This is a genomic window from Bradyrhizobium sp. 215_C5_N1_1, assembly GCF_052075935.1.
GTDB classification, from domain to species: Bacteria; Pseudomonadota; Alphaproteobacteria; order Rhizobiales; family Xanthobacteraceae; genus Bradyrhizobium; species Bradyrhizobium barranii.
On sequence record NZ_CP197228.1, the window covers coordinates 6,770,627 to 6,793,501 of the forward strand.

The 22,875-nt window shown below is 63.8% G+C and carries 20 protein-coding genes and 1 tRNA gene; 13 read left to right on the forward strand and 8 right to left on the reverse strand.

The window, feature by feature from the left end; translation table 11 throughout:
* The first annotated feature begins 66 nt into the window (after positions 1 to 66).
* Both AB7G19_RS32420 and AB7G19_RS32425 read left to right on the forward strand, forming a co-directional pair.
* Positions 67 to 1,317: a multidrug effflux MFS transporter gene (locus AB7G19_RS32420; RefSeq protein ID WP_085404538.1), complete on the forward strand. Its 1,251-nt coding sequence runs from the start codon at positions 67 to 69 to the stop codon at positions 1,315 to 1,317.
* A 235-nt stretch (positions 1,318 to 1,552) separates the two neighbouring features.
* Positions 1,553 to 2,575 (forward strand): alpha/beta hydrolase, encoded by a 1,023-nt coding sequence (locus AB7G19_RS32425; RefSeq protein ID WP_085404539.1) that lies wholly within the window; start codon positions 1,553 to 1,555, stop codon positions 2,573 to 2,575.
* A gap of 47 nt (positions 2,576 to 2,622) precedes the next feature.
* On the opposite strand, the gene AB7G19_RS32430 is transcribed toward AB7G19_RS32425, so the two are convergent.
* Positions 2,623 to 3,090: a hypothetical protein gene (locus tag AB7G19_RS32430; protein WP_085404540.1), complete on the reverse strand. Its 468-nt coding sequence runs from the start codon at positions 3,088 to 3,090 to the stop codon at positions 2,623 to 2,625.
* Positions 3,091 to 3,346: 256 nt separating this feature from the next.
* On the opposite strand from AB7G19_RS32430, the gene AB7G19_RS32435 reads away from it, so the two are divergent.
* Both AB7G19_RS32435 and AB7G19_RS32440 read left to right on the forward strand, forming a co-directional pair.
* Entirely contained in the window at positions 3,347 to 4,303 is a 957-nt protein-coding gene (locus tag AB7G19_RS32435; RefSeq protein WP_085404541.1) for a hypothetical protein, read from the forward strand.
* A 382-nt stretch (positions 4,304 to 4,685) separates the two neighbouring features.
* Positions 4,686 to 5,084, forward strand: coding sequence for a hypothetical protein (locus AB7G19_RS32440; RefSeq protein WP_144030843.1), 399 nt, complete (start codon positions 4,686 to 4,688; stop codon positions 5,082 to 5,084).
* A gap of 63 nt (positions 5,085 to 5,147) precedes the next feature.
* On the opposite strand, the gene AB7G19_RS32445 is transcribed toward AB7G19_RS32440, so the two are convergent.
* From AB7G19_RS32445 to AB7G19_RS32470, 6 genes are all read right to left on the reverse strand, one after another.
* Complete coding sequence (locus tag AB7G19_RS32445) at positions 5,148 to 5,822, reverse strand: Crp/Fnr family transcriptional regulator (protein ID WP_063984903.1); 675 nt, start codon at positions 5,820 to 5,822, stop codon at positions 5,148 to 5,150.
* A gap of 321 nt (positions 5,823 to 6,143) precedes the next feature.
* A complete protein-coding gene (locus tag AB7G19_RS32450; RefSeq protein WP_135215055.1) occupies positions 6,144 to 6,527 on the reverse strand; it encodes a hypothetical protein in 384 nt (127 codons plus the stop codon).
* A gap of 583 nt (positions 6,528 to 7,110) precedes the next feature.
* On the reverse strand, positions 7,111 to 8,760 hold the full coding sequence (gene groL, locus AB7G19_RS32455; protein WP_071917644.1) for a chaperonin GroEL: 1,650 nt from the start codon (positions 8,758 to 8,760) through the stop codon (positions 7,111 to 7,113).
* Positions 8,761 to 8,901: 141 nt separating this feature from the next.
* Entirely contained in the window at positions 8,902 to 9,219 is a 318-nt protein-coding gene (locus AB7G19_RS32460) for a co-chaperone GroES (RefSeq protein WP_063984905.1), read from the reverse strand.
* Between the two features lie 102 nt (positions 9,220 to 9,321).
* Entirely contained in the window at positions 9,322 to 9,585 is a 264-nt protein-coding gene (locus AB7G19_RS32465) for a DUF1488 domain-containing protein (protein WP_063984906.1), read from the reverse strand.
* Positions 9,586 to 10,100: 515 nt separating this feature from the next.
* Positions 10,101 to 10,175: transfer RNA gene (locus AB7G19_RS32470), tRNA-Gln, on the reverse strand.
* 269 nt (positions 10,176 to 10,444) lie between these two features.
* On the opposite strand from AB7G19_RS32470, the gene AB7G19_RS32475 reads away from it, so the two are divergent.
* On the forward strand, positions 10,445 to 12,223 hold the full coding sequence (locus AB7G19_RS32475; protein ID WP_085401271.1) for an acyl-CoA dehydrogenase: 1,779 nt from the start codon (positions 10,445 to 10,447) through the stop codon (positions 12,221 to 12,223).
* A 6-nt stretch (positions 12,224 to 12,229) separates the two neighbouring features.
* Here AB7G19_RS32475 and AB7G19_RS32480 read toward each other — a convergent pair whose 3' ends face one another.
* On the reverse strand, positions 12,230 to 13,465 hold the full coding sequence (locus AB7G19_RS32480) for an MFS transporter (protein ID WP_085401272.1): 1,236 nt from the start codon (positions 13,463 to 13,465) through the stop codon (positions 12,230 to 12,232).
* Positions 13,466 to 13,767: 302 nt separating this feature from the next.
* Between AB7G19_RS32480 and AB7G19_RS32485 the strand changes: the two genes are divergently transcribed.
* From AB7G19_RS32485 to AB7G19_RS32520, 8 genes are all read left to right on the forward strand, one after another.
* Positions 13,768 to 14,523, forward strand: a complete 756-nt coding sequence (locus tag AB7G19_RS32485) for an enoyl-CoA hydratase-related protein (protein WP_028148179.1) — start codon at positions 13,768 to 13,770, stop codon at positions 14,521 to 14,523.
* Positions 14,524 to 14,701: 178 nt separating this feature from the next.
* On the forward strand, positions 14,702 to 16,357 hold the full coding sequence (locus tag AB7G19_RS32490; protein WP_085401273.1) for a bifunctional metallophosphatase/5'-nucleotidase: 1,656 nt from the start codon (positions 14,702 to 14,704) through the stop codon (positions 16,355 to 16,357).
* A gap of 135 nt (positions 16,358 to 16,492) precedes the next feature.
* A complete protein-coding gene (locus tag AB7G19_RS32495; protein WP_085401274.1) occupies positions 16,493 to 17,422 on the forward strand; it encodes a histone deacetylase family protein in 930 nt (309 codons plus the stop codon).
* Between the two features lie 68 nt (positions 17,423 to 17,490).
* A complete protein-coding gene (locus AB7G19_RS32500; protein WP_008132970.1) occupies positions 17,491 to 17,742 on the forward strand; it encodes an exodeoxyribonuclease VII small subunit in 252 nt (83 codons plus the stop codon).
* 589 nt (positions 17,743 to 18,331) lie between these two features.
* Positions 18,332 to 20,260 (forward strand): 1-deoxy-D-xylulose-5-phosphate synthase, encoded by a 1,929-nt coding sequence (dxs, locus tag AB7G19_RS32505; RefSeq protein WP_028148183.1) that lies wholly within the window; start codon positions 18,332 to 18,334, stop codon positions 20,258 to 20,260.
* Between the two features lie 37 nt (positions 20,261 to 20,297).
* On the forward strand, positions 20,298 to 20,852 hold the full coding sequence (locus AB7G19_RS32510) for a nucleoside 2-deoxyribosyltransferase (RefSeq protein WP_085401275.1): 555 nt from the start codon (positions 20,298 to 20,300) through the stop codon (positions 20,850 to 20,852).
* A 34-nt stretch (positions 20,853 to 20,886) separates the two neighbouring features.
* Positions 20,887 to 21,621 (forward strand): TlyA family RNA methyltransferase, encoded by a 735-nt coding sequence (locus tag AB7G19_RS32515; protein ID WP_085401276.1) that lies wholly within the window; start codon positions 20,887 to 20,889, stop codon positions 21,619 to 21,621.
* Entirely contained in the window at positions 21,614 to 22,861 is a 1,248-nt protein-coding gene (locus AB7G19_RS32520; RefSeq protein ID WP_085401277.1) for a class I SAM-dependent RNA methyltransferase, read from the forward strand. The genes AB7G19_RS32515 and AB7G19_RS32520 overlap by 8 nt, the downstream gene beginning before the upstream one ends.
* Positions 22,862 to 22,875: the final 14 nt, after the last annotated feature.

A 22,875-nucleotide genomic window follows, 5' to 3' on the forward strand; every position in this document is an offset into this window, starting at 1 on the left:
GAGGGCGGGCGACCGCACCTCCATCACCTCATGCACATCGAACAAGCCGGAACCGGATAACCGTCCATGCAAATCGACCCCGCATCCTTCGCCTTCACGTTGCTGCTCGGTTTTCTGGCGGCCGTGCCCTATTCCGGCATCGACATCAATCTGCCGGCGCTGGCAGCGACCGGCGCGACGCTCGACGCGAGCGCGTCGGATGTCGGGCTGACCATGAGCGCCTTCATGCTCAGCCTCGCCACCGCGCCGCTGATCTACGGACCAATCTCCGACCGCCTGGGCCGCAAGCCGATTCTGGCATTCGGCCTCGTACTGTTCGTCGCCGCAAGCCTTGCCTGCGCGAAAGCGTCCTCGCTGCCGGTTCTATTGCTGGGCCGCTTCGTCCAGGGCATCGGCGCCGCCGCCACCGCAACGACCTTTGCCATCATTCGCGATCTCTTCGACGGCAACGCCGCGCGAGGCAAGATCGCCAACGTCATGGTCACGGTCAATGTCGCGACCGTGATCGCACCGACGGCCGGAGCCGCCCTGCTGGCGATCGCCGGCTGGCGATCAATCTATGCCGTCCAGGCGGGGATCGGTCTCATGCTGCTGGTCGTGGTGATGTTTCGCTTCGCGGAGACTGCGACGACCGACCGCGCCGGCCGCCTGGGGCTTTCGGCCGTCATCGACAGCTACCGCCAGGTGCTGACGCATCCGGTGTCGTTGCCTTTCATCCTGGTCGGCGCCGCGGGCGGCGCGACCGTGTTTGCCTACGTCACCGGCGCCTCGCTGTTCTTCGTCGGCGCCATCGGACTGCGCCCGGAGCAATATGGCCTGATCTTCAGCGCATGCTCGGGGGCCGTCATGGTCGGCGCCTTTCTCGACGGCCAGCTCGGCCGGCGCGGCGTAGAGTCCGCCCGCATGCTCGCAACCGGGCTGACGCTGTCGGCCGCCGCCAGCACCGCCCTGCTCGCGATGACGTTGGCCGGGTGGATGCCCACGTCACTCGTGGTTGCGCTGCTGATGGCGGTCGCACTCGGCTTCGGGTTCAGCGTGCCGAACGTGATGAGCGCGACGATGCAGCGTCTCCCGGAGATCGCGGGCGCCGTCAGCGCTGCCGCCGGAAGCATTCAGCTGACCGCCGGCGCAATATCGAGCGGATTGGTCGCACTTCGCTTCGACGGGCGGACCGCGTTGTCGATGACGGCGGTGATGGCGGCAACGTCGCTGCTCGCTCTGGTTCTCTATCTGCTGGTCGCGCGCCCCGCCGAACGCCGCCTACCGTCGCAGACGATCGATCCCGGCGTGGCGGTCCGCAGCCCCACGAAGTCCTGAGTTGGCCGAATCCAGCTGGCAGCCCGGCGCATCCGTCGGGTTGCCAGCTGACTAGGCCTGTGAGGGATCGAACCTCCGCATGGCGGAACCAAAACCTGTTTGATTATTCGACGATTTCAATCCGCATTTGGAACAAGCGGCGTGGCGCGCCCCGCCCTTATTCTCGCCGCCATCATCATTCAGGAACGCGCGCAGGGGGCGGGCTCCTCCAGGGGGCAGTTCCCAAAGGTTCTGCGTGATCATCCGACGTCTAGTGCAACACGAAGTGACTGCGTCCCGCCGTGCGCTCCTTGGCGGGCTTGCGTCCTCAGCCTGCGTCGTCGCGTTGGGCGGATGCGCCAGCCTGGGTGCTACCGGCGCACGGTACGACGCTTCGTCGCTCTCGGTCGACCCTACGTTGCTCGTCGTAACCACGCGCAAGCCAGTGAACGGCGGCCGGTCGAAGCCGTGGTTTGGGCCGGAGCGGGCTTCTACGATGACCGTCGCACGAGCGAAGCTTGTGGCGCCTGGTGACAGCCGTTTTTCTCTGGCTGCAGCCGGACTTGACGATTGGCGTCTTGATGGGATCGAGCCGGTATCGGGCGATGTCGGCAGTCTTGTCGCGCAGGCCGGCGGCGGACCAGACGTCCTGATCTACGTGCACGGCTTCAAGCAGACGTTCGAGACAGCGGCGCTCGATGCCGCGCATCTCTCCGATGGCATCAGGTTCCGCGGCCAGACGATGGTATTCTCCTGGCCCTCGAAGGCTGGACTGTTCGACTACGCCTATGACCGCGACAGCGCAATGTGGTCCCGCGATGGCTTCGAACGCGTGCTGCAATCCGTCGTGACGAGTTCAAGCGCCGGCCGCGTCCACATCGTCGCGCACAGCATGGGAACCATGCTGACGCTCGAAAGCCTGCGCCAGCTCTATGCGCGATCCGGTGACGCCGTTGCGGGCAGGATCGGGGCCGTGGTGTTCGCCGCGCCGGACATCGACATGGACGTGTTCTCGTCGTCGATCAACCGCATCGGTCCGCTTTCGCGCAAGATCACCGTCATCGCCGCAACGAACGACCGCGCGCTGGCGTTGTCGGGGCAACTCGCTGGTGGGATGACACGGGTCGGCGCTGCCGAGAAGACCGCCATCGAAGGGCTCGGGGTGCGCGTGGTCGATGCGTCCGAGGCAGGCTGGGGCGTTATCAACCACGACCTGTTCCTGTCGAATGCAGAGGTGCGCCAGGTGATACGCCGCTCGATTGATACCGTGGCCGCGTGAACCCGGCGTGGCGGAAACGATATCGCTGATAGAGAGGTATCTTAGGGCTAGCTCTGACATCCCGTTGACAGGTTCAATGCCTTGAACAGGCCATCGAAGACACCTGACCGGCAGGGCTTGACCTCCGCGACTGGCTTGGCGCGCTTGGCATTCGCAAATGCCTTGGACGTTTCCTGCACGGGCCGAGGTCTGGGCAGCATGACCGCGAATTTTCTCCCGCTTGCGGTGCGCTGGTGTGGCGCGATGATCTTCAAAGGCTCTGGCGCAACATTCGCCGTTTGATCCGGCGGAGGCATCGGTTCGCTCAAGGAGACCAGCTGCGGAGGCGCTTCAAATTGCATGTGCATGTGCGGGGTCCCGAGCCGGTCTGCCGTCGTCAGCGTATCGGCTGAGACGCGTAACCCGACGGTCGCCTGAACAGGCGGCGCGTTCACGGGCTTGGTCATGCGGGGCGCCGTCTCAAGCTCCATCACCGCGAGTGTACTGAAGCCAACGAGGATGAGAGCCGCCTTCATCTGATTTCACGCTTCCCGAACGAGACGCCTCGTTCAAAGCCGGAGACCAATTGCAGACATCCAATAAGGCGGCTTGGCGGCAGAACTAAACCAGCCGGCGCGGCGACCGGACAAGATCAGAGACAGGGTTAACGCGGGTCATGCGAACTGGTCCCTTATGCGGAGTGCTCGGTGTCGCCTAACGACCGGCACCTGAGGCCCCCCTCGAGCGCGCAATGTGCTAGTCTGAGCCGGCACTCAGCCCGGACGGTGCACCGTGACCGATGGTCGTCACCCGGCATGGACCGAGGAAAGCCGCTTTCGCGGTGCGCTCGACGATGTGATTATCATCCCACTTGTTGTTGTCGCGCTCGTCACGAACAAGATCCTGCGTTTCGTTCTTTCGATCTTGATGCGGATGCTCGACTACGCCTTCCCCTTTGCGATGCAGATTGTCTGGCTGCCGCTCTTCGCGGCCAGACTTGTCGGCGATGTCATCTTGACCGTCATCGATGGCGCGGTGCGCTTCCTTCCCCTGTCCGCCGCGAAGCGTCGACAGTGGGGTAGATCGATTCGGCGCAACTGGTTGTGGTTCCGGCGGAAGATCAGCTATCGGGCGTTCGAACACGCTGTGCATGATGCCTTTGAAGGCGGCATGGCATGGGTGTTCAGAACATGCCGGCATCTCACGCCGAACGCCGCATTGCTCGTGATCCTGTGCGCGGTCCTTTGGCTGCCGATCTCTTTCGGTGCGGCAACGGCGATGCACGCGGTATTGTTTGCCAAGGTCACATCCTGGCCAGCCTGGATGCAACTCCTGCATCCGCTCGCAACGGTCATCGCGAAGAGCAAGCTTCTGGTGCTACCGGTCTATCCGGCAGCCTGGCCGCAGGCCAGAAAGCATCCACTCGTTCAGCTCGTCTTCAAGGGCTACGACATCATCAAGCGCGTGCATGTGATCAGAAAATTCGGCCTTCGCTATCGGCAGGCAGAGATCGCCGGGACCGCGGCGGTTGAGAGGCTCGAGCGCATCGCCGGTCTCACATCGGCGGTGCGATGGTTGCGCGAGGCGCATGTCGCAGAGCATTTGGGCGTCGAGAAGCCCACTCAGGAATTGCGTTCGTTCTTCGCGCGATGGTCCATCAAGTTCTCGGCCGAATATTACGAAGCGAAGGAACGGCAAGCATCAGGCGGCCCATCATCAAACAGCAGCAAGCCGCGAACGCCGAGTTGATCATCAATCGCCAACGGCCCCACCGTGCCGCCGTCGCTGCCCGATCTCTCTTCAACGGGCAGCGGACTGCGCCATTTCCAAATGAAGCAAGGACAGCTTGTCTTACCATCCGGCAGCGAATCCCACTGGTCGATAGATCAGAAGCTTGGGTGCGAACCAGCGCCGGGACGCGATTACGGTGTTTCTGTCTGTCAGCATCATTGCCGCGCCTGAGGGATTGGTCGGACGCTGCCGGGCGCGTGCTCCTCGCCGCCAATTGCTGCCGACTCCATCGCTCGCAACTACGATGTCGTCGAAGATGGCAGTGAATTGTTTCTGACTACAATCCGCTACAGCGGCTCTTTTGCCGCGCGGCACGATTGGACGCACGGCAAAGCGATCCGTGCGCTCCTTTGGCAATCTTATTTATGCCGAGGGCTCGCTATTCATCGCTTCGATCCCCACATTCAAGTCCACCTTGGTCAACCGTCGAGATTGGCCGGAGTGCGCGGAGACTTCCAACGAAAGGGCTCTGCATATGTCCAAATCTCAGCAGCATCGCGCAAGAGCGACCGCGTCCGGCGAGCTCGTTAAGGATTCGGCCAGCGCTGAGGGAAGCTGTAAATTCAACACCTGGCGGGCCGGCTTCGTCTTTTTGACGGATCACAGGCGCAACAATGAAATCGGTCGCAACAAGCTGCCTTTGAAAAAGGACACGCCTGGCGATGCGAGATCGAGCGCAACCGCTCTGTCACGATGGGAGAACGAGGGAGGCTCGGTCCGCGACGAACTGCCGCCCTGATCCGCTATTCGAGTGGGCTAATGTCCCGCGTTTGGCCCGGCGCTCGGTTTGGCCGCGCGGCGGTCAGTTCTTCCGGTCTATCTCGGGTTTGTCGCGCAGAACCGCGTTCAGAAGCGAGCTATGGACCTCGATCTTTCCATTGTAGCTGATGAAGCCAAGCTTCCGGAACTTGTTCATGAAGAAGCTGACCCGTGACCGGGTCGTACCGATCATTTCGGCCAGCGTTTCCTGGCTGATATTGACGCCAATGGGCTGCGAGCTGGCTTCCTTGCCGAAGTTCGCCAGCAGAAGCAGCAGGCGCGCCAAGCGTTTCTCGCTCGAATTGAAGAGTTGGTCGATCAGGTCTTCTTCAATCCGGCTATTGCGCGCGAGCAAATACGCCATGAACAATTGAGAGAACTTCGGCTTGCCTTCGAGCGCCGTAGTCATCGCCGTCTTCGATATTCTCGTGATGACACAGGACTCCATTGCCGTAGTCGTGGCAAGACGCAATGGATGACCATTGAGGCAGCCCTCGCCAAAGAATTGTCCGGGCTCCAAAATCCCAACGACGGCTTCCTTGCCTTGGTCCGAAACGACCGTGAGCTTGATCTTTCCCTCTTGAATGTAGAATACCGCGTCCGCGGCATCTCCCTGCACGAACACGCTCCGACCTTTGCCAACTTTCGAGATCGATTTCCCGGCCCCGACCTTGGCAAGGAATGCTCTGGGATCAAAGTCCTTCGCCGCTTTCACCAAGGCAGGACTCTCGTTCGCTGGACCATTAACACGCAATCATACTACCACAATTGAAAGGATGTTCACCCGTTGGAAGGCCGCGTGGCGTGCGGCAAATCGGGAACTGAAATGACGAGGGGAAGCGCTCGGCTCGACCTGGGCTTCAGGGATTTCGTCCCATCGAGTTCTCCGTTCAAAGTAGATACGACGAATTTGATGCTTGACCATCTGGCGACGACTGCCTGGTCTGCTTTGCAGGAGCCCCCTTCCACTGCGCAAGATGCAGACGTGTCGAGGGGCCGGCGCGTCTATGCGCAGATTTCCGCCGCGCGACTTGCCTGACTATCCGCGCAGCTCCACAGCTTTCTTGCTACCAAGCGATTCGGCACAAGCTTTCGCAACGGCTGAATTTGGCTCAGTGCTTCCCGGCATCGTGGCCCAACCGCCTTTTTCGACGAACTTGCTCTGATCCCACGCATAGGTCGTCTTCTTCATTGCGACCAGGTTTTCCGAGGCATCAGCGGCTTGTTGAAACTTCTCAACGCAGATGGGTGTGAGAGCTGCGACGACAGCCGTCGCAGCACTATTCCTCGCGAGCGTCTCGGCGGCCCCACCCGTCACCCAGCCGCCCCAGCTGAAACCCACGATTGCCAGAGCAATTGCTCCGGCCGCGGCTCCCCACAGTGCCGGCCGCACGGCAGCTTTCGTCTCGCTGGAGATTTCCATGATTTTCGCCTTGATTTGGAGGTATGTTGAGCTTCACCGGTTAAGGAGGCTAGACACGTCGAGGGATCGGCGTCTGTACCAAATTGCTCACTACACTCGCGTAGGGATACCTTCGGGATGGCTTGATGCGCCGGCTCGCTGCAGTCTGATGCCAGCGCGCCACGGCGAGTATCTGCACCCTTGATGCTCCTGGAAATGCAGGGCCTTTGTGAGATTCTCCGCCTTTCGCAGTTGAGCGCGGGCGGTACCAATAATCGGTTCAGGTGTTCCTTTTCGAACAGACGGCGACGCCTCTCCCCGCTTTATTCCTGCATTGCCTGACTTGAATATATTACCGATCAGCCCGGCCCTCGCGGCCGGGCTTTTCGCTTGGGAAGGCCGTTCGCAGTCGAGGGCGATAGAACAGCAGTCTCACCTCGGCGTCTCGGCAAACGAGGAGAAGCTTCCCTGGAAGGGTTTGCCGGACTGCGGAGTGCGCATGCGGTTCTCAACTGACCCTTTCCTGTGAGCAGATCGTCGCTTCTGCCTCCTGGAAATCGGCCATCCCTTCCCTTGTCTGCCGTTCGGCCATGAGCGGTTTGACCTAGAAATCCATACCGCCCATGCCTCCCATGCCGCCGCCACCCGCAGGCGCGCCGCCGCCGGCGTTCCTCTTCGGCACCTCGGCCACCATGGCTTCGGTGGTGATCAGGAGAGCCGCAACCGAGGCCGCGTTCTGGATCGCCACGCGAACCACCTTGGTCGGGTCGATGATGCCCTTGGCGACCAAGTTGCCATACTCACCGGTCTGCGAGTCGAAGCCGTAGGCGTACTGTTCCTTTTCCAGGATCTTGCCGACGATCACCGAGCCGTCTTCACCGGCGTTGATCGCGATCTGGCGAGCCGGCGCGGACAGCGCCTTGCGCACGATCTCGACGCCGGTCTTCTGGTCGTCGTTCTTGGTGCGCAGCCCCTTGAGATGCTCGGAGGCACGGAGCAGGGCGACGCCGCCGCCCGGGACGATGCCTTCCTCGACCGCCGCGCGGGTCGCATGCATCGCGTCATCAACGCGATCCTTGCGCTCCTTCACCTCGACCTCGGTCGCGCCGCCGACGCGGATCACCGCGACGCCGCCTGCGAGCTTGGCGAGACGCTCCTGGAGTTTCTCACGGTCGTAGTCCGAGGTGGTCTCCTCGATCTGCGCCTTGATCTGGGCCACGCGCGCCTCGATGTCGGCCTTCTTGCCGGCGCCGTTGACGATCGTGGTGTTCTCCTTGTCGATCATCACCTTCTTGGCGCGACCGAGCATGTTGAGCGTGACGTTCTCGAGCTTGATGCCGAGATCTTCCGAGATCGCCTGGCCGCCGGCCAGGATCGCGATGTCCTGCAGCATGGCCTTGCGGCGATCGCCGAAGCCCGGAGCCTTGACGGCCGCGACCTTCAGGCCGCCGCGCAGACGGTTGACGACCAGGGTCGCAAGCGCCTCGCCTTCCACGTCTTCGGCGATGATAACGAGCGGCTTGCCGCTCTGCACGACTGCTTCCAGGAGCGGCAGCAGTTCGTTCAGGCTGGAGAGCTTTTTCTCGTAGATCAGGATATAGGCGTCGTCCATTTCAACGCGCATCTTGTCGGCGTTGGTGACGAAGTAGGGCGAGATGTAGCCGCGGTCGAACTGCATGCCTTCGACGACTTCGAGCTCGGTCTCGAGCGATTTGGCTTCTTCAACCGTAATGACGCCCTCGTTGCCGACCTTCTTCATGGCGTCGGAGAGGAACTTGCCAATCTCCGCATCGCCGTTGGCCGAGATGGTGCCGACCTGGGCGATCTCCTCGTTCGAGGTGACCTTCTTGGAGTTCTTGACGAGGTCGGCGACGACGGCGTCCACTGCCAAGTCGATGCCGCGCTTGAGGTCCATCGGGTTCATGCCGGCGGCAACCGCCTTGGCGCCTTCCTTCACGATCGCAGCCGCGAGCACGGTGGCGGTGGTGGTGCCATCGCCGGCCGCGTCAGCTGACTTGGAGGCGACTTCGCGCACCATCTGTGCGCCCATGTTCTCGAACTTCTCTTCGAGCTCGATCTCCTTGGCGACGGTGACGCCATCCTTGGTGATGCGGGGAGCGCCGAACGACTTGTCGAGCACGACGTTGCGGCCCTTCGGACCGAGCGTGACCTTCACCGCGTTATTGAGAATTTCGACGCCGCGCAACATGCGGTCGCGGGCATCGACGCCGAATTTGACTTCTTTGGCTGACATGGCGATCTCCGTTTTCAACTGGTCAGATCCCAAAGGCCGCGCAACTGGCGAGCTCTTGAGGGATGAGATTTGAATTGCGGGCCTCATCCTTCGAGAACCCGGCTACGCCGAATCCTCAGGGTAAGGAAAACCGGCTGGCGCTTACGCGGCCTTCTTCTTGGCGGCCGGCAGATCAGTGAGGACGCCCATGATGTCGCTTTCCTTCACGATCAGCAGGTCGACGCCGTCGATCTTGACTTCAGTGCCGGACCACTTGCCGAACAGCACGCGGTCGCCGACCTTCAGGTCGATCGGGATCAGCTTGCCGGCTTCGTCGCGGCCACCGGGGCCGACGGCGATGACTTCGCCCTGGGAGGGCTTCTCCTTGGCGGTGTCCGGAATGATGATGCCACCGGCTGTCTTGTCGTCGGCCTCTATGCGCTTGACCACGACGCGGTCATGGAGCGGACGGAATTTCATGCGATCCTCCCTGGCTTTTGTGATTATTCTGGATTGGCAGTCGTAATGAAGCACGTGCCGTAAACGAAGTCTTCCGCGTCCATCAAGACGTGAGGCTTCGTCTCAAAAATTGGCGGCGACCAGATCGTAAGAGCCCCTGCTGCCGCGGACGTACACCCTGGCAGCGGCGGCACATATCACATCACGATTGGAATCGAATGCGCTCAGGAAATCCGATTCATTGTTGGAGTGAGCGCCCGGTTCAAGTCGCCTCAGCGCGTCTTCCTCTATGAAGAACGATGCCTCTAACGCGCTATCGTATCCCCAAAAACGCACGGCGTGCCGCGTTCGGTCATATGAACGACTGAAATTCGGAAACTCGATCATGGTTGGGTCCGATCAAGTTTGCGCAACGGGAATAGGTTCTGAGAGCGATCCGGCTGCGCTAAACCATAAATGGCTACTCTGGAATCGGATTACAACTGCCCACGAAAATTAAGTGCGACCAGCCTCGTGATCTTCTTCGGGCTGTTGATCGTCGCTGCAATAAATTTTCAGTGGTAGTCCTCTCGGCTCACCCGCGCTATCGGCTCAAGCCAACAGCTAGTTGGCTCCGCTGAAATGACTCACGAGCTCAGCCCGGCGGCAGTTGATACGATCCTTTCACAAGGTACGACCGTCACTCGTACTGCGCTCAGTCCTACAGGTGGTCAGCTTATCTTCAGCGACCCGCGCGATCGTTGTGCGGAATTCGCGAACACCGTCCGGGTAACTGATCTCGAGTTTCTGGAAGATGTTCTGAGTGAATGGTGGCGAACAAAAACAGCAACGTCTCCAGCGGACAGCGCCATCCGCTCTCCAAATGGGGCAACGATGACGTCGATTTGGTAAGCAATATCAATTGGCTGGGGCGGGAGGGATCGAACCTCCGAATGGCGGAATCAAAATCCGCTGCCTTACCGCTTGGCTACGCCCCAACAGGCGACCAGGGAATGGGCGGAAGAACCGGCTACCGCAGATTCCCGCTGGTCGCAGCCGGTCTATAGGGAGCGGCGCGGCATTTCAACCGCCTGGAAGGGCAAAATACCTGAGGTCCAGGACCGGGGCCGGCGCTGGCCGTGCCACCCTTTATTATTAGCCCGGCGGCGGCGCCGTTCCGGGCCGGCGCAGTCCCGGCGTTCGGGCAGTTGAGACCTCCCCCGTTTCATGGGAATACGGCGCCAATACCTGTCCACGGGAGTGAGCCATGACCTACCGCGCGCCGATCTCAGACATGCTGCTGTCGCTCAACCATGGCGCCGGCCTCAAGGCTGCCGTGGAGGCCGGCCATTACGGCGATTTCGACGGCGACATCGTGAGCGCCGTGCTGGAGGAAGCCGGCAAGTTCGCAACCGACGTGCTGGCGCCGCTCAACCAGGTCGGCGACGAGCACGGCATCAAGCTCAGCGATGGCAAGGTCACGACTGCGCCGGGCTGGCCGGACGCCTACAAGCGCTGGACCGAGGGCGGCTGGAACGCGGTCTCCGGCCCCGAGGATTTCGGCGGCCAGGGCCTGCCGATCGCGATCAACGCCGCCTGTACCGAGATCTGGAGCGCCTCCAACGTCGCCTTCGGCCTCTGCCCGCTGCTCACGGCGTCAGCAATGGAGGCGCTGGATGCGCATGGCAGCGACGAGCTGAAAAAGATCTATCTGGAAAAGCTCGTCTCCGGCGAATGGACCGGCACGATGCAGCTGACCGAGTCGCAGGCCGGCTCCGACGTCGGCGCGCTGCGTACCCGCGCCGAGCGGCAGGCCGACGGCACCTATCGCATTAAGGGGACGAAGATATTCATCACCTATGGCGAGCACGACATGACCGACAATATCGTGCATTTCGTGCTGGCGCGCCTGCCCGATGCGCCCGCCGGCACCAAGGGGATCTCGCTGTTCCTTGTGCCGAAGTTCATGGTCAATGCCGACGGCTCGCTCGGCGCGCGCAATGACATCTATGCGTCGGGCGTCGAGCACAAGCTCGGCATGCATGCTTCCCCGACCTGTACCATGACCATGGGCGATCATGGCGGCGCGATCGGCTTCCTCGTCGGCGAAGAGAACCAGGGCATGCGCTGCATGTTCACGATGATGAACCAGGCCCGCCTCGGCGTCGGGCTGGAGGGCGTCGGCGTCGCCGATCGCGCCTACCAGCAGGCGCTGGCCTATGCGCAGGAGCGCAAGCAGGGCCGCGCCATCGGCAAGACGGGTGACGGTTCGGACGCGATCTTCGTGCATCCCGACGTCAAGCGCATGCTGATGCGGATGCGGGCGCAGACCGCGGCCGCACGCACCATCTGCTATGCGACCGCGGTCGCGATCGACGTCTCCACGCGCGCCAGGGATCCGAAGGTCCGCGCGGACGCCGCCGCACGCGCGGCGCTGCTGACGCCGATGGCCAAGGGCTATTCCACCGATATCGGCAACGAGGTCGCCTATCTCGGCGTGCAGGTGCACGGCGGCATGGGCTTCATTGAGGAGACCGGCGCCGCGCAGCACTACCGCGATGCGCGCATCACCGCGATCTACGAGGGCACCAACGGCATCCAGGCGATCGATCTCGTCACCCGCAAGCTCGCGGCCAATGGCGGCGCTGCGGTGTGGGCGCTGCTCGACGAGCTCTCGGCAACCGTGAAGCAGGTCGAAGCCTCCAACGATCCCGCTTTCGGCACCACAGGTATCAAGCTGCGCGAGGCGCTGGAGGCGCTGACGCGCACCAGCAAGTGGCTGCTGGAGCGCGTGACCTCCGCGCCGAACGAGGCGCTCGCCGGCGCGACGCCGTACCTCCAGCAGTTCGGCTCGACGCTCGGCGGTTGCATGCTGGCCTCCGAGGCGCTCGCCGCCAAGTCCGACGGCAACACCGACGCCGCGCGCTACGTCTCGCTCGCGCGCTTCTTCGCCGAGAACATCACGGTGCAGGCCGGCGCGCTGGAGCGCACGGTGACGGAGAGCGCGGAGTCGGTCGCGGCGGCGGATGCGGTGTTGTTGGGGTAAGGGTGGCTACGACGCCGCAAGCTTCGCGCGTCGGCCCGGCCGCCACAGCACGATTCCAGCCGCCACGAGATCGAGCATCACACAGATCGCAAACGCGCTCGTGTAGTTGCCGGTGAAACTCCGCACGAGGCCGATGATGCCGGGGCCGAAGGCGCTGACGACGCCGCTGATCGACGTGCCCAATCCCATTGCGGCGGCAAAGGCGGCAGCACCGATCTCGCGCTGGATGATCAAGGGTGGGAACGTGATCATGTTGCCGATCGAGAAGCCGTAGACGGCGCAGCAGACGAGCAGCACGGTCGGGTTCGTGCTTTGGAGAAGCACGAACAGCGCCACCGCCTGGCTCGTCATCGACGCCGCACAGGCGAGCCGCGGATCGAGCCGGTCGACGAACAGGCCGAGCGACAGGCGGCCGACCACCGCCATCGCCGCCATGATGGTGACCGCAAGGCCTGCGGCATAACGCCCGATCAGCGGCTCGAGGAACGTCACCTGGTGGATGATGAATCCCATCTGTGCCAGCAGCGCGATCGCGATCGGCAGCACCATGGTCCAGAACGCCGCGTTGGCGAGCAGCGTCTTGCGGGAATGGGCCGGCGCGGCCATGCCAGCGGACGAGCGGCCGCCCGATGCCGGCGATATCTGCGTCGGCCAGCCGATGAAGATGACGACCACCGGCAGCACCAGCACCACCATCGCCATCGTGGCGGCAAGCATGGCGGACTGGAAGCCGATGCTGCCGGTCAGCGACAACAACAGCGGAACGAGGACGATGCCGCCGCAGGTCGCGCCGTTGAAGGCGAGGCTGAGCGCGAGCCCGCGGCGCCGTTCGAACCAGGCGTTCAGCACGGTGGCGATCACCACGGTGCCCATGCCGGTCCAGCCGACCGACATCAGCGCATAGGCGAGATAAAGCTGCCAGGGCGTCTGCATCAGCGCCAGCAGCACGGTCGAAGCGCCGAGCGCCGACAGGCCGCTCAGGATCAGCGCGCGCAGCCCGATGCGGGCGAGCAGATCGTCGGTGAAGATGACGAGCACGGAGGTGAGGAGAAACGAGAAGGTGCTCGCCGCGGAGACCAGCGTGCCCGGCCAGCCATGGGCGCGCTGGAGCTCGGCGAGATAGACGCCCTGGCCATAGAGGCCGAAGCCGAACATGAAGAAGGCCATCAGGAAACAGGCCAGCACGACGCGCCAGCCGCGATAACGCAGCGAGGATTCGTCAACGCCCGTTGCGGCAATCATCAAACGAACAATCGGCCAAAGGAACCGGCATTGGGCAATCGTGCCCTACAACCCCCGGTTTTTCAAATGAAACATTGTAGCCATTTGTTGCAATGCGCAACTGCATGTGCGAAGCAATACAACCGGCATGATCCGGTGCGGTGCGGTTCCCGATCAGAAAAACGACAGCGCGCCATGCGGCGAACTCACGGGGACGTTCTCGAAAAGGTCGAGCGGGCGGATTGGCACGCCTGCAAGATGATGTAGGCTGAGGCTTGCGAGACTCGCCAAGGCAAGCGTCGCGGCGACCGCAGGGGGCTCTCATGCCGAATGGCAACATCGTCGTCACCGAAGAGCGCGGAACACGCGTCATCACCCTGCGCCGCCCGAGCAAGAAGAACGCGATCACGCAGGACATGTATCGCGAGATGAGCCGCGCGATCGACACCGCGCAGAACAATCCCGACATCCGCTGCATGATCATCACCGGCGGCTCCGGCGTATTCACCGCCGGCGACGACATCGACGACTTCATGCAGGCCGAACCGAATTCCGAGACGCTGTCGGACGGCGCAAAATTTCTCTATTCGCTCGCCCTCAACGTCAAGCCGATCATCGCGGCCGTCGATGGCGCCTCGATCGGCATGGGCACCGTGATGCTGTTTCATTGCGACTATGTGCTCGCCTCGAACGCCGCGACCTTCTCCGCGCCCTATATCCATCTCGGGCTCGTTCCGGTCGGCGCGGCCAGCCTCCTGATGCCGAACACGATGGGCTACCAGCGCGCCTTCGCGATGCTGGTGATGGGGCGGACTTTCACCGCCGCGGAGGCGCACGCGGCAGGCTTCGTCAACACCGTGGTCTCGCCGGGACATACCGAGGTCGAGGCGCGCAAGGTGGCGCGCGATATCTGCCGGCTGCCGGCCGAGGCGGTCGCGGCCTCGCGCAAGCTGCTGCGCGCCGCGCCCGAGGAGCTCACCCGCCGCATCGACCAGGAGGCCCATCTGTTCGGCGAGCGGTTGAAGTCGGACGAGGCGATTGCCGCGTTCAAGGCGTTTGCAAACCGGAAGAAGAGGTAGGGGGCGGCCGGCGCCCAGCCAATGGTCGTCATTCCGGGGCGCGACGAAGTCGCGAGCCCGGAATCCATCGTGCGGCAGAGTTGGTGGATGAATGGATTTCGGGCTCGCGCTACGCGCGCCCCGGAATGACAGCGAGAACGTTCGTGAAATCTTCGCGGGGAACGACTAAACTTGTTCCATGCGATACGCCTTCCTATTCCTCCTTGCCGCCCTCGCCATCGCCCTCCCCGCCTCGGCCCAAACCGCGGCGCCGGTCGAGCTGCGCATTCTCGCCATCAACGATTTCCACGGCAATCTGCGTCCGCCGCCGGGCGGCATCCGGATCAATGATCCCGAAGACAAAAGCAAGAAGGTCATGGTCGTGGCCGGCGGCGCGGAGTACATGGCGACGCTGGTCAAGCAGCTGCGCGAGGGGCATACAAACACGATCTTCGTTGCCGCCGGCGACCTGATCGGCGCGAGCCCGTTCCTGTCGGCAATGTTTCACGACGAGCCCTCGGTCGAGGCGCTCTCGATGATGGGGCTTGCGATCACCTCGGTCGGCAATCACGAGTTCGACGAGGGCAAGACCGAGCTCTTGCGGATGCAGAACGGCGGCTGTCATCCGGTCGACGGCTGCCAGGGGCCGCATCCCTTCACGGGCGCCAAGTTCCATTATCTCGCGGCTTCCACCATCGAGACCGCGACCGGCAAGAGCGTACTGCCGCCCTACGAGATCAGGGAGTTCGAGGGCATCCCCGTCGCCTTCATCGGACTGACCTTGAAGGAGACCGCGGGCATCGTCTCGCCCTCAGGCATTGCCGGGCTCGAATTCCGCGACGAGGCCGAGACGGTGAACGCGCTGGTGCCGCAGCTGAAGGCGCGCGGCGTCGAGGCAATCGTGGTGCTGATCCACCAGGGCGGTGAGCCCTCAGGCGACTACAATGAATGCCCCGCCATTACGGGGCCGATCGTCGACATCGTCAAGAAATTCGACCGCGCCGTCGACGTCGTCGTCAGCGGCCACACCCACCGCGCCTATGTCTGCGACATCGACGGGCGGCTCGTCACCAGCGGCGACAAATACGGCACGCTGGTCACCGCGATAGACCTCAAGCTCGATCCTGTAACCCGCGACATCGTCAGCGCCAAAGCCGAGAACGTCATCGTCGCCAATGCCTCGCTGGCGAAGGATCCCGAACAGACCGCGTTGATCGAAGCCTATGACAAGCTGTCGGCACCGATTGCGAATCGCCCGGCCGGATCGGTGACGCAGACGCTGTCGCGCGTGCCGAACGAGGCCGGCGAGAGCGCGCTCGGCGACGTCATCGCGGACGCGCAGCTCGCCGCGACGAAGGACGCCAAGGATGGCAGCGCTGTCATCGCGCTCACCAATCCCGGCGGCATCCGCACCGACATTGTTCCGAAGGAGAACGGCGCTGTGTCGTTCGGCGAACTGTTCGCGAGCCAGCCGTTCCGCAATCGCCTCGTTACGATGACGCTCACGGGCAGCCAGCTCAAGGACATGCTGGAGCAGCAATGGCTCGATCCGAAGCGCCCGCGGATTCTCCAGGTCTCGAACGGGTTCAGCTACACTTGGGATGCGACGAAACCGTTCGGCGAGCGAATCAGCCTTGAGAAGATGACGCTCAACGGCAAGCCGATCGAGCCTGGAAGCGGCTACCGCGTCACCGTCAACGATTACCTCGCCGTCGGCGGCGACGGTTTTACGGCCGCCAAACAAGGCACAGCACAGCAATATGGCGGCTACGACGCGGACGCGCTGTTCGCCTTCTTCAGGGCACACGGACCGATCGGTCCGCTGCCGCCCACCCGCATCCTGCGCGTGAATTGATCCGGATCAAACGGACTTGTCCGGAACCACCCTTTGCCATTCCCGCCCAAGCGCTTAGATTGCTTTTTGCATTTGCGTTTTGGCTCGGGATGCGCCAAGCGACGTCAAGAGCCCGTTCCCTGTGAGGCCGACCTGATGAGCACGCTTCTCCTCTCCCACAAGGCCTGCCTCGACCACGTCACGCCCCCGGGACATCCTGAAAGGCCCGACCGCCTGCGGGCGGTGGAGGAAGCGCTGTCGCAGGAGCGCTTCCAGTTCCTGGCGCGCGACCTGGCACCGGAAGGCGATCTCGATCTCGTGACGCTCTGCCACAACGAGCACTACGTCACCGAGCTGCGCCACATCGCGCCGACCAGCGGTCAGGTCTATATCGACGGCGACACCTCGATGTCACCAGGCACGTGGGAAGCGGTGATGCGCGGCGTCGGCGGCGCGGTGGCTGCGACCGAAGCGGTGATGAATGGCGAGCATCGCAACGCCTTCGTCGCGGTGCGCCCGCCCGGACATCACGCCGAGATCGGCAAGCCGATGGGCTTCTGCTTCTTCGACAATGCCGCGATCGCGGCGCGTCATGCGCAGCGCAAATACGGCATCCAGCGCGCCGCCATCGTCGATTTCGACGTGCATCACGGCAACGGCACGCAGGACATCTTCTGGTCCGATCAGACCGTGATGTACTGCTCGACGCATCAGATGCCGCTGTTTCCGGGTACCGGCGCGAAGGGCGAGCGCGGCGACCACGACACCATCGTCAATGCGCCGCTCGCTTCCGAAGACGGCGGACCAGAATTCCGCGCCGCGTTCGAGCAACTGATCCTGCCGCGCCTCGAAAAATTCAGCCCCGAGCTTCTCGTCATCTCCGCGGGCTTCGATGCGCATTACCGCGATCCGCTGGCCTCGCTGAATTTGCGCGCGGAGGACTACACGTGGGTCACGCGCAAGCTGATGGACCTTGCCGACAAGTCCGCAGGGGGCCGCATTGTTTCGGTGCTCGAGGGCGGCTATGACCTGCAAGGATTGAAAGAATCTGTTACGGCGCATGTCGGCGCCCTGATGGGCGCTTGACGCACCCGCCACATTACGCCCGCAAAACTGCGCTTTTTCTCACGTGAAGCGGGCAATCGGAAACGGATATGGCCGAAAATACCCAAGTCGACGTCTCCAGGCTCACCTTCGAACGCGCCATCGAGGAGCTCGAAACCATCGTGAAGCGGCTCGAGGACGGCAAGGTGCCGCTCGAGGAATCCGTGACGATCTACGAGCGCGGCGAGGCGCTGAAGCGCCGCTGCGAGGAATTGCTGCGCCAAGCCGAGGCACGCGTCGACAAGATCACCACCGATGCCAGCGGCCAGGCCACCGGCACCGCACCGCTCGACGTGCAGTAAGGTCCCCGTTTCAAGCCGCCCGCCTCAAGCATCGGCCATCTGCAGTTTTTCATGATCGCACGCCGCTGTTTGGGCTTACAGCCCTCGGCGGCCAGGCACTGACATCGAAGAGTTCCCCCGGCCAGGGCCTCTCGGGCTCGCGAATCTGGCCAAAACGGCCTTCCTCTCGCCCAAAATGCAGGCGAGGAACCGGGCAAGACTGGAACCCATCCGCCGGCGCCAAGATTAACCAAGCTGGCCCGCGGGTTGCAGGTGCATACCCCTAAACGACCCTGCGGGTTGGCTTTGGCCCAAGCTTTGGTGTAAAGCTGCGCGGAGTGTGGCTTTTTGCAAGCCTTGCGTGGGCACAAATTACCGACGACAAGCGCTTCAAACTGCTAATGAAATTGGCTGGGACGGACGAAGCCGATCTAAGTGACAGGGATCACAGGGACTGAACCGGAGCGCACCTAGGCTCACCTAAGCTTGAAGACGGGGCCCTGCCCCATGCAGGTGGCTCCGACGGTTTAAGGACTCGCGCTGCGCCGATATTGTGCAAACCCATCGCGCACCGGAACGATCTTCCGGCGCTGACAAATTGGAAATCGCCGTGAACGCATACAGTAAAACGCCGCTTCTCGACACCATCCATACGCCGGATGACCTGCGCAAGCTCAAGATCGAGCAGGTTCGCCAGGTCGCCGACGAGCTGCGGCAAGAGACCATCGATGCCGTCTCGGTGACCGGCGGTCACTTCGGCGCCGGCCTCGGCGTGGTCGAGCTCACCACCGCGATCCATTATGTCTTCGACACGCCGCGCGACCGGCTGATCTGGGACGTCGGCCATCAGGCCTATCCGCACAAGATCCTCACCGGCCGGCGCGACCGCATCCGCACGCTGCGCACCGGCGGCGGCCTGTCCGGCTTCACCAAGCGCAGCGAGAGCGATTACGATCCGTTCGGCGCGGCGCATTCCTCGACCTCGATTTCCGCCGGCCTCGGCATGGCGGTCGCGCGCGACCTTTCCGGCGGCAAGAACAACGTTATCGCCGTCATCGGTGACGGCGCGATGTCAGCCGGCATGGCCTATGAAGCCATGAACAACGCCGGCGCCATGAACTCGCGCCTGATCGTGATCCTCAACGACAACGACATGTCGATCGCGCCGCCGGTCGGCGCCATGAGCGCCTATCTGTCGCGCCTCTACTCCGGCAAGACCTATCGCACGCTGCGCGATGCGGCCAAGCAGATCAACAAGCGCCTGCCCAAGATCATCGCCAACCGCGCCAACCGCGTCGAGGAATATTCGCGCGGCTTCATGATGGACGGCGGCACGCTGTTCGAGGAGCTCGGCTTCTATTACGTCGGCCCGATCGACGGTCATAACCTCGACCATCTGCTGCCCGTGCTGAAGAACGTGCGCGACATGGAGACCGGCCCGATCTTGGTCCACGTCGTGACCCAGAAGGGCAAGGGCTACGGCCCGGCGGAAGCTTCCGCCGACAAGTATCACGCGGTCGTCAAGTTCGACGTCGCGACCGGCACCCAGGCCAAGGCCAAGCCGAATGCGCCGGCCTACCAGAACGTGTTCGGCCAGAGCCTCGTCAAGGAAGCGCAGAAGGACGACAAGATCGTCGCCATCACCGCGGCGATGCCGTCGGGCACCGGCGTCGACATCTTCAACAAGGCCTTCCCCGACCGCACCTTCGACGTCGGCATCGCCGAGCAGCACGCGGTGACGTTCGCCGCCGGTCTTGCGAGCGAGGGCTACAAGCCGTTCTGCGCGATCTACTCGACCTTCCTGCAGCGCGGCTACGACCAGATCGTGCATGACGTCGCGATCCAGAACCTGCCCGTCCGCTTCGCCATCGACCGCGCCGGCCTCGTCGGCGCCGACGGCGCGACGCATGCTGGCTCGTTCGACAACGCCTATCTCGGCTGCCTGCCGAACATGGTGATCATGGCCGCAGCCGACGAAGCCGAGCTCGTGCACATGGTGGCGACCCAGGTCGCGATCGACGACCGTCCGAGCTCGCTGCGCTATCCGCGCGGCGAAGGCCGCGGCATCGAGATGCCCGAAGTCGGCGTTCCGCTCGAGGTCGGCAAGGGCCGCATGATTCGCCAAGGCAGCAAGATCGCCTTGCTCTCCTTCGGTACGCGCCTCGCCGAATGCGAGAAGGCGGCCGACGAACTCGCCGCCCACGGCCTCTCCACCTCGATCGCCGATGCGCGCTTCATGAAGCCGCTCGACACCGAGCTGGTTCTCAAGCTCGCCCGCGACCACGAGATCCTGATCACGATCGAGGAAGGCTCGGTCGGCGGCTTCGGCTCGCATGTCGCGCAGTACCTGACCGATCAGGGCGCGCTCGACGGCGGCATGGTCAAGTTCCGCTCGATGGTGCTGCCCGACGTGTTCCAGGACCACGACACGCCGGCCGCGATGTACGGCCGTGCCGGTCTCGACGCCAAGGGCATCGTCGCCAAGGTGTTCGAGGCGCTGGGCAAGGACGTCAAGACCGAGACGGTCAAGCTCGCCTGACGGCGAGCTTCGACCTTCGCGAACCAGCGCGACCTTCATGAAAATCTATCTGGCAGGGCCCGACGTGTTCCTGCCGGATGCGGTTGAGATCGGCCGGCAAAAGGCTGCGATCTGCGCGGCGCACGGGCTCACCGGCCTCTATCCCCTCGACAACGCCATCGATCTCACCTCGCCCGACGCCTCGCGGCAGATCTTTTGCGGCAACGAGGCGATGATGGACGAAGCCGATGCCATCATCGCCAACCTCACCCCGTTCCGCGGTGCCGGCGCCGACCCCGGCACCGTCTATGAGCTCGGCTACATGGCCGGCCGCCGCAAGTTTTGCCTGGCCTATTCCAACGACGGCGCCGTCTATGCCGACCGCGTCGGCCGCTTCATGGACGTGACCTCCGAGGACGGACGGCTGGTCGATGCACAGGGGCTGACGGTCGAGGATTTTGGCCTCGTCGACAACCTCATGATGATCCATGCGCTGGAGCTGCACGGCTGCCCGCTGGTGACGCCGGCGCAGATGCCGATCGACGTCTGGCACGATCTGGCCGCGTTCGAGGCTTGCGTCCGGATGGCGGCCGCGCGATTGATCGCTACATAGACGCTTCGACGCTTCAGTCGCCTCCGGAGATCCGATGTCCCCTGCCCGCAAGCGTGCGGATGTTCTGCTGGTCGAGCGCGGCCTGTTCGAGAGCCGGGCGCGGGCGCGCGCGGCGATCGAGGCCGGGCTCGTCACCGCCGACGACAAGCAGGTCGCCAAACCCTCGGAGACGATCGCCGAGGACGCGGTGATCGTGGCCGAGCCTGCGCATCCTTATGTGTCGCGCGGCGGCGTCAAGCTGGCCGGCGCGCTGGAGCGCTACCCCATCGAGATCGAGGACCATGTCTGCCTCGATGTCGGCGCCTCCACCGGCGGTTTCACCGAGGTGCTGCTGGCGAACGGCGCCAGCCTGGTGTTCGCCATCGATGTCGGCACCAGCCAGCTGCATCCCTCGCTGCGCGACCATCCCAAAATCGTGTCGATGGAGGAGACCGACATCCGCAGCTATGACGGCAAACGGCTGCCGGCGCGGCCCGACGTCGTCGTCATCGACGTCAGCTTCATCTCGCTCAAGACGGTGCTGCCCGTGGCGCTGTCACTGGCAGCCGCGCCGATGAGCCTACTGGCACTGATCAAGCCGCAATTCGAGGCTGACAGGAAGCACAACAAGAAGGGCATCATCCGCGACGCCGCCGTGCATCAGGAGATCTGCGACGACATCGCGGTCTTTGCCGCTTCGCTCGGTTGCACCGACATCGAGGTGTTCCCCTCCCAGATCACCGGCGGTGACGGCAATATCGAATTCTTCCTGGGCGCGCGCCGTGGTTGAGCGCGTGAGGATCGATCACGTCGGCCATCGCGGCGACGGCGTCTCGCTCGCAGCGGGCGATGCCGTCTATGTGCCCTACACGCTTGGCGGCGAGACCGTCGAGGTCGACCACGTCGCCGGCAGCCATCCCGACCGCCGCAAGCTGCTCGCGGTCGATGTCGCCAGCCCCGATCGCATCGAGCCGTTCTGTCCGCATTTCGGCGTCTGCGGCGGCTGCGCCATCCAGCACTGGGCGGCTGAGCCCTATCACGCGTGGAAGCGCGGCATCGTGGTCGAGACGCTGGCGCAGGCCGGCATCGATTGCGAGGTGGCGCCGCTGGTCGATGCCCATGGCGCGGGGCGCCGGCGCGTCACGCTGCACGGCCGGTTCGGCACGCATGACGTCCTCAAGGTCGGCTTCTCGGCGGCGAGCTCGCACGACGTCATCCCGATCCATCGCTGCCCGATCCTCGATCCCGGGCTCGAGGGTGCGCTCGATGCCGCCTGGGCGCTTGCCGAATCCCTGATGTCCAGAATGGCGGCGACGAAGCCGCTGGACATCCAGGTCACCGCGACCGCCAACGGCCTCGATGTCGACGTGCGCGGCTCCGGCCCGCTGCCGACGGCGCTGGTCACGGCGCTCTCGCGCGTTGCGGAGCTGCATCGGCTGGCGCGGCTGACGCGGCACGGCGAACTGGTGCTGCAACGCTTGCCGCCGACGGTACGGATGGGCCGCGCCGAGGTGACGCTGCCGCCGGGCTCGTTCCTGCAGGCAACGGTCGCGGGCGAGGAGACGCTGGCGTCGCTCGTCGCCGAGCGTGTCGGCAAGGCCAAGGAGGTTCTCGACCTCTTCTGCGGCGTCGGCCCGTTTGCCTTGAGGCTCGCCGAGAAGGCGCGCGTCACCGCCTATGACAACGACGCCGGCGCCGTCGCCGCGCTCGTGAAGGCTGCGCGCACACCAGGGCTGAAACCGATCAAGGCCGAACCGCGCGACCTGTTCCGCCGCCCGCTGGTGCCGCCGGAGCTGCGCGACTTCGACGCCGTGGTGTTCGACCCGCCGCGCCAGGGCGCGCAGGCGCAGGCGCTGAAACTCGCTGCGAGCAAGGTACCCGTCGTGATCGCGGTGTCGTGCAACGCCGCAACCTTCACTCGCGACGCCCGGCTCCTCATCGACGGCGGCTACAGGATCGAGACCGTTGTCCCGGTCGATCAGTTCCGCCACACGCCGCATGTGGAATTGGTGGCGCGGTTCACGCGCTGACGCGCTACCTGCCG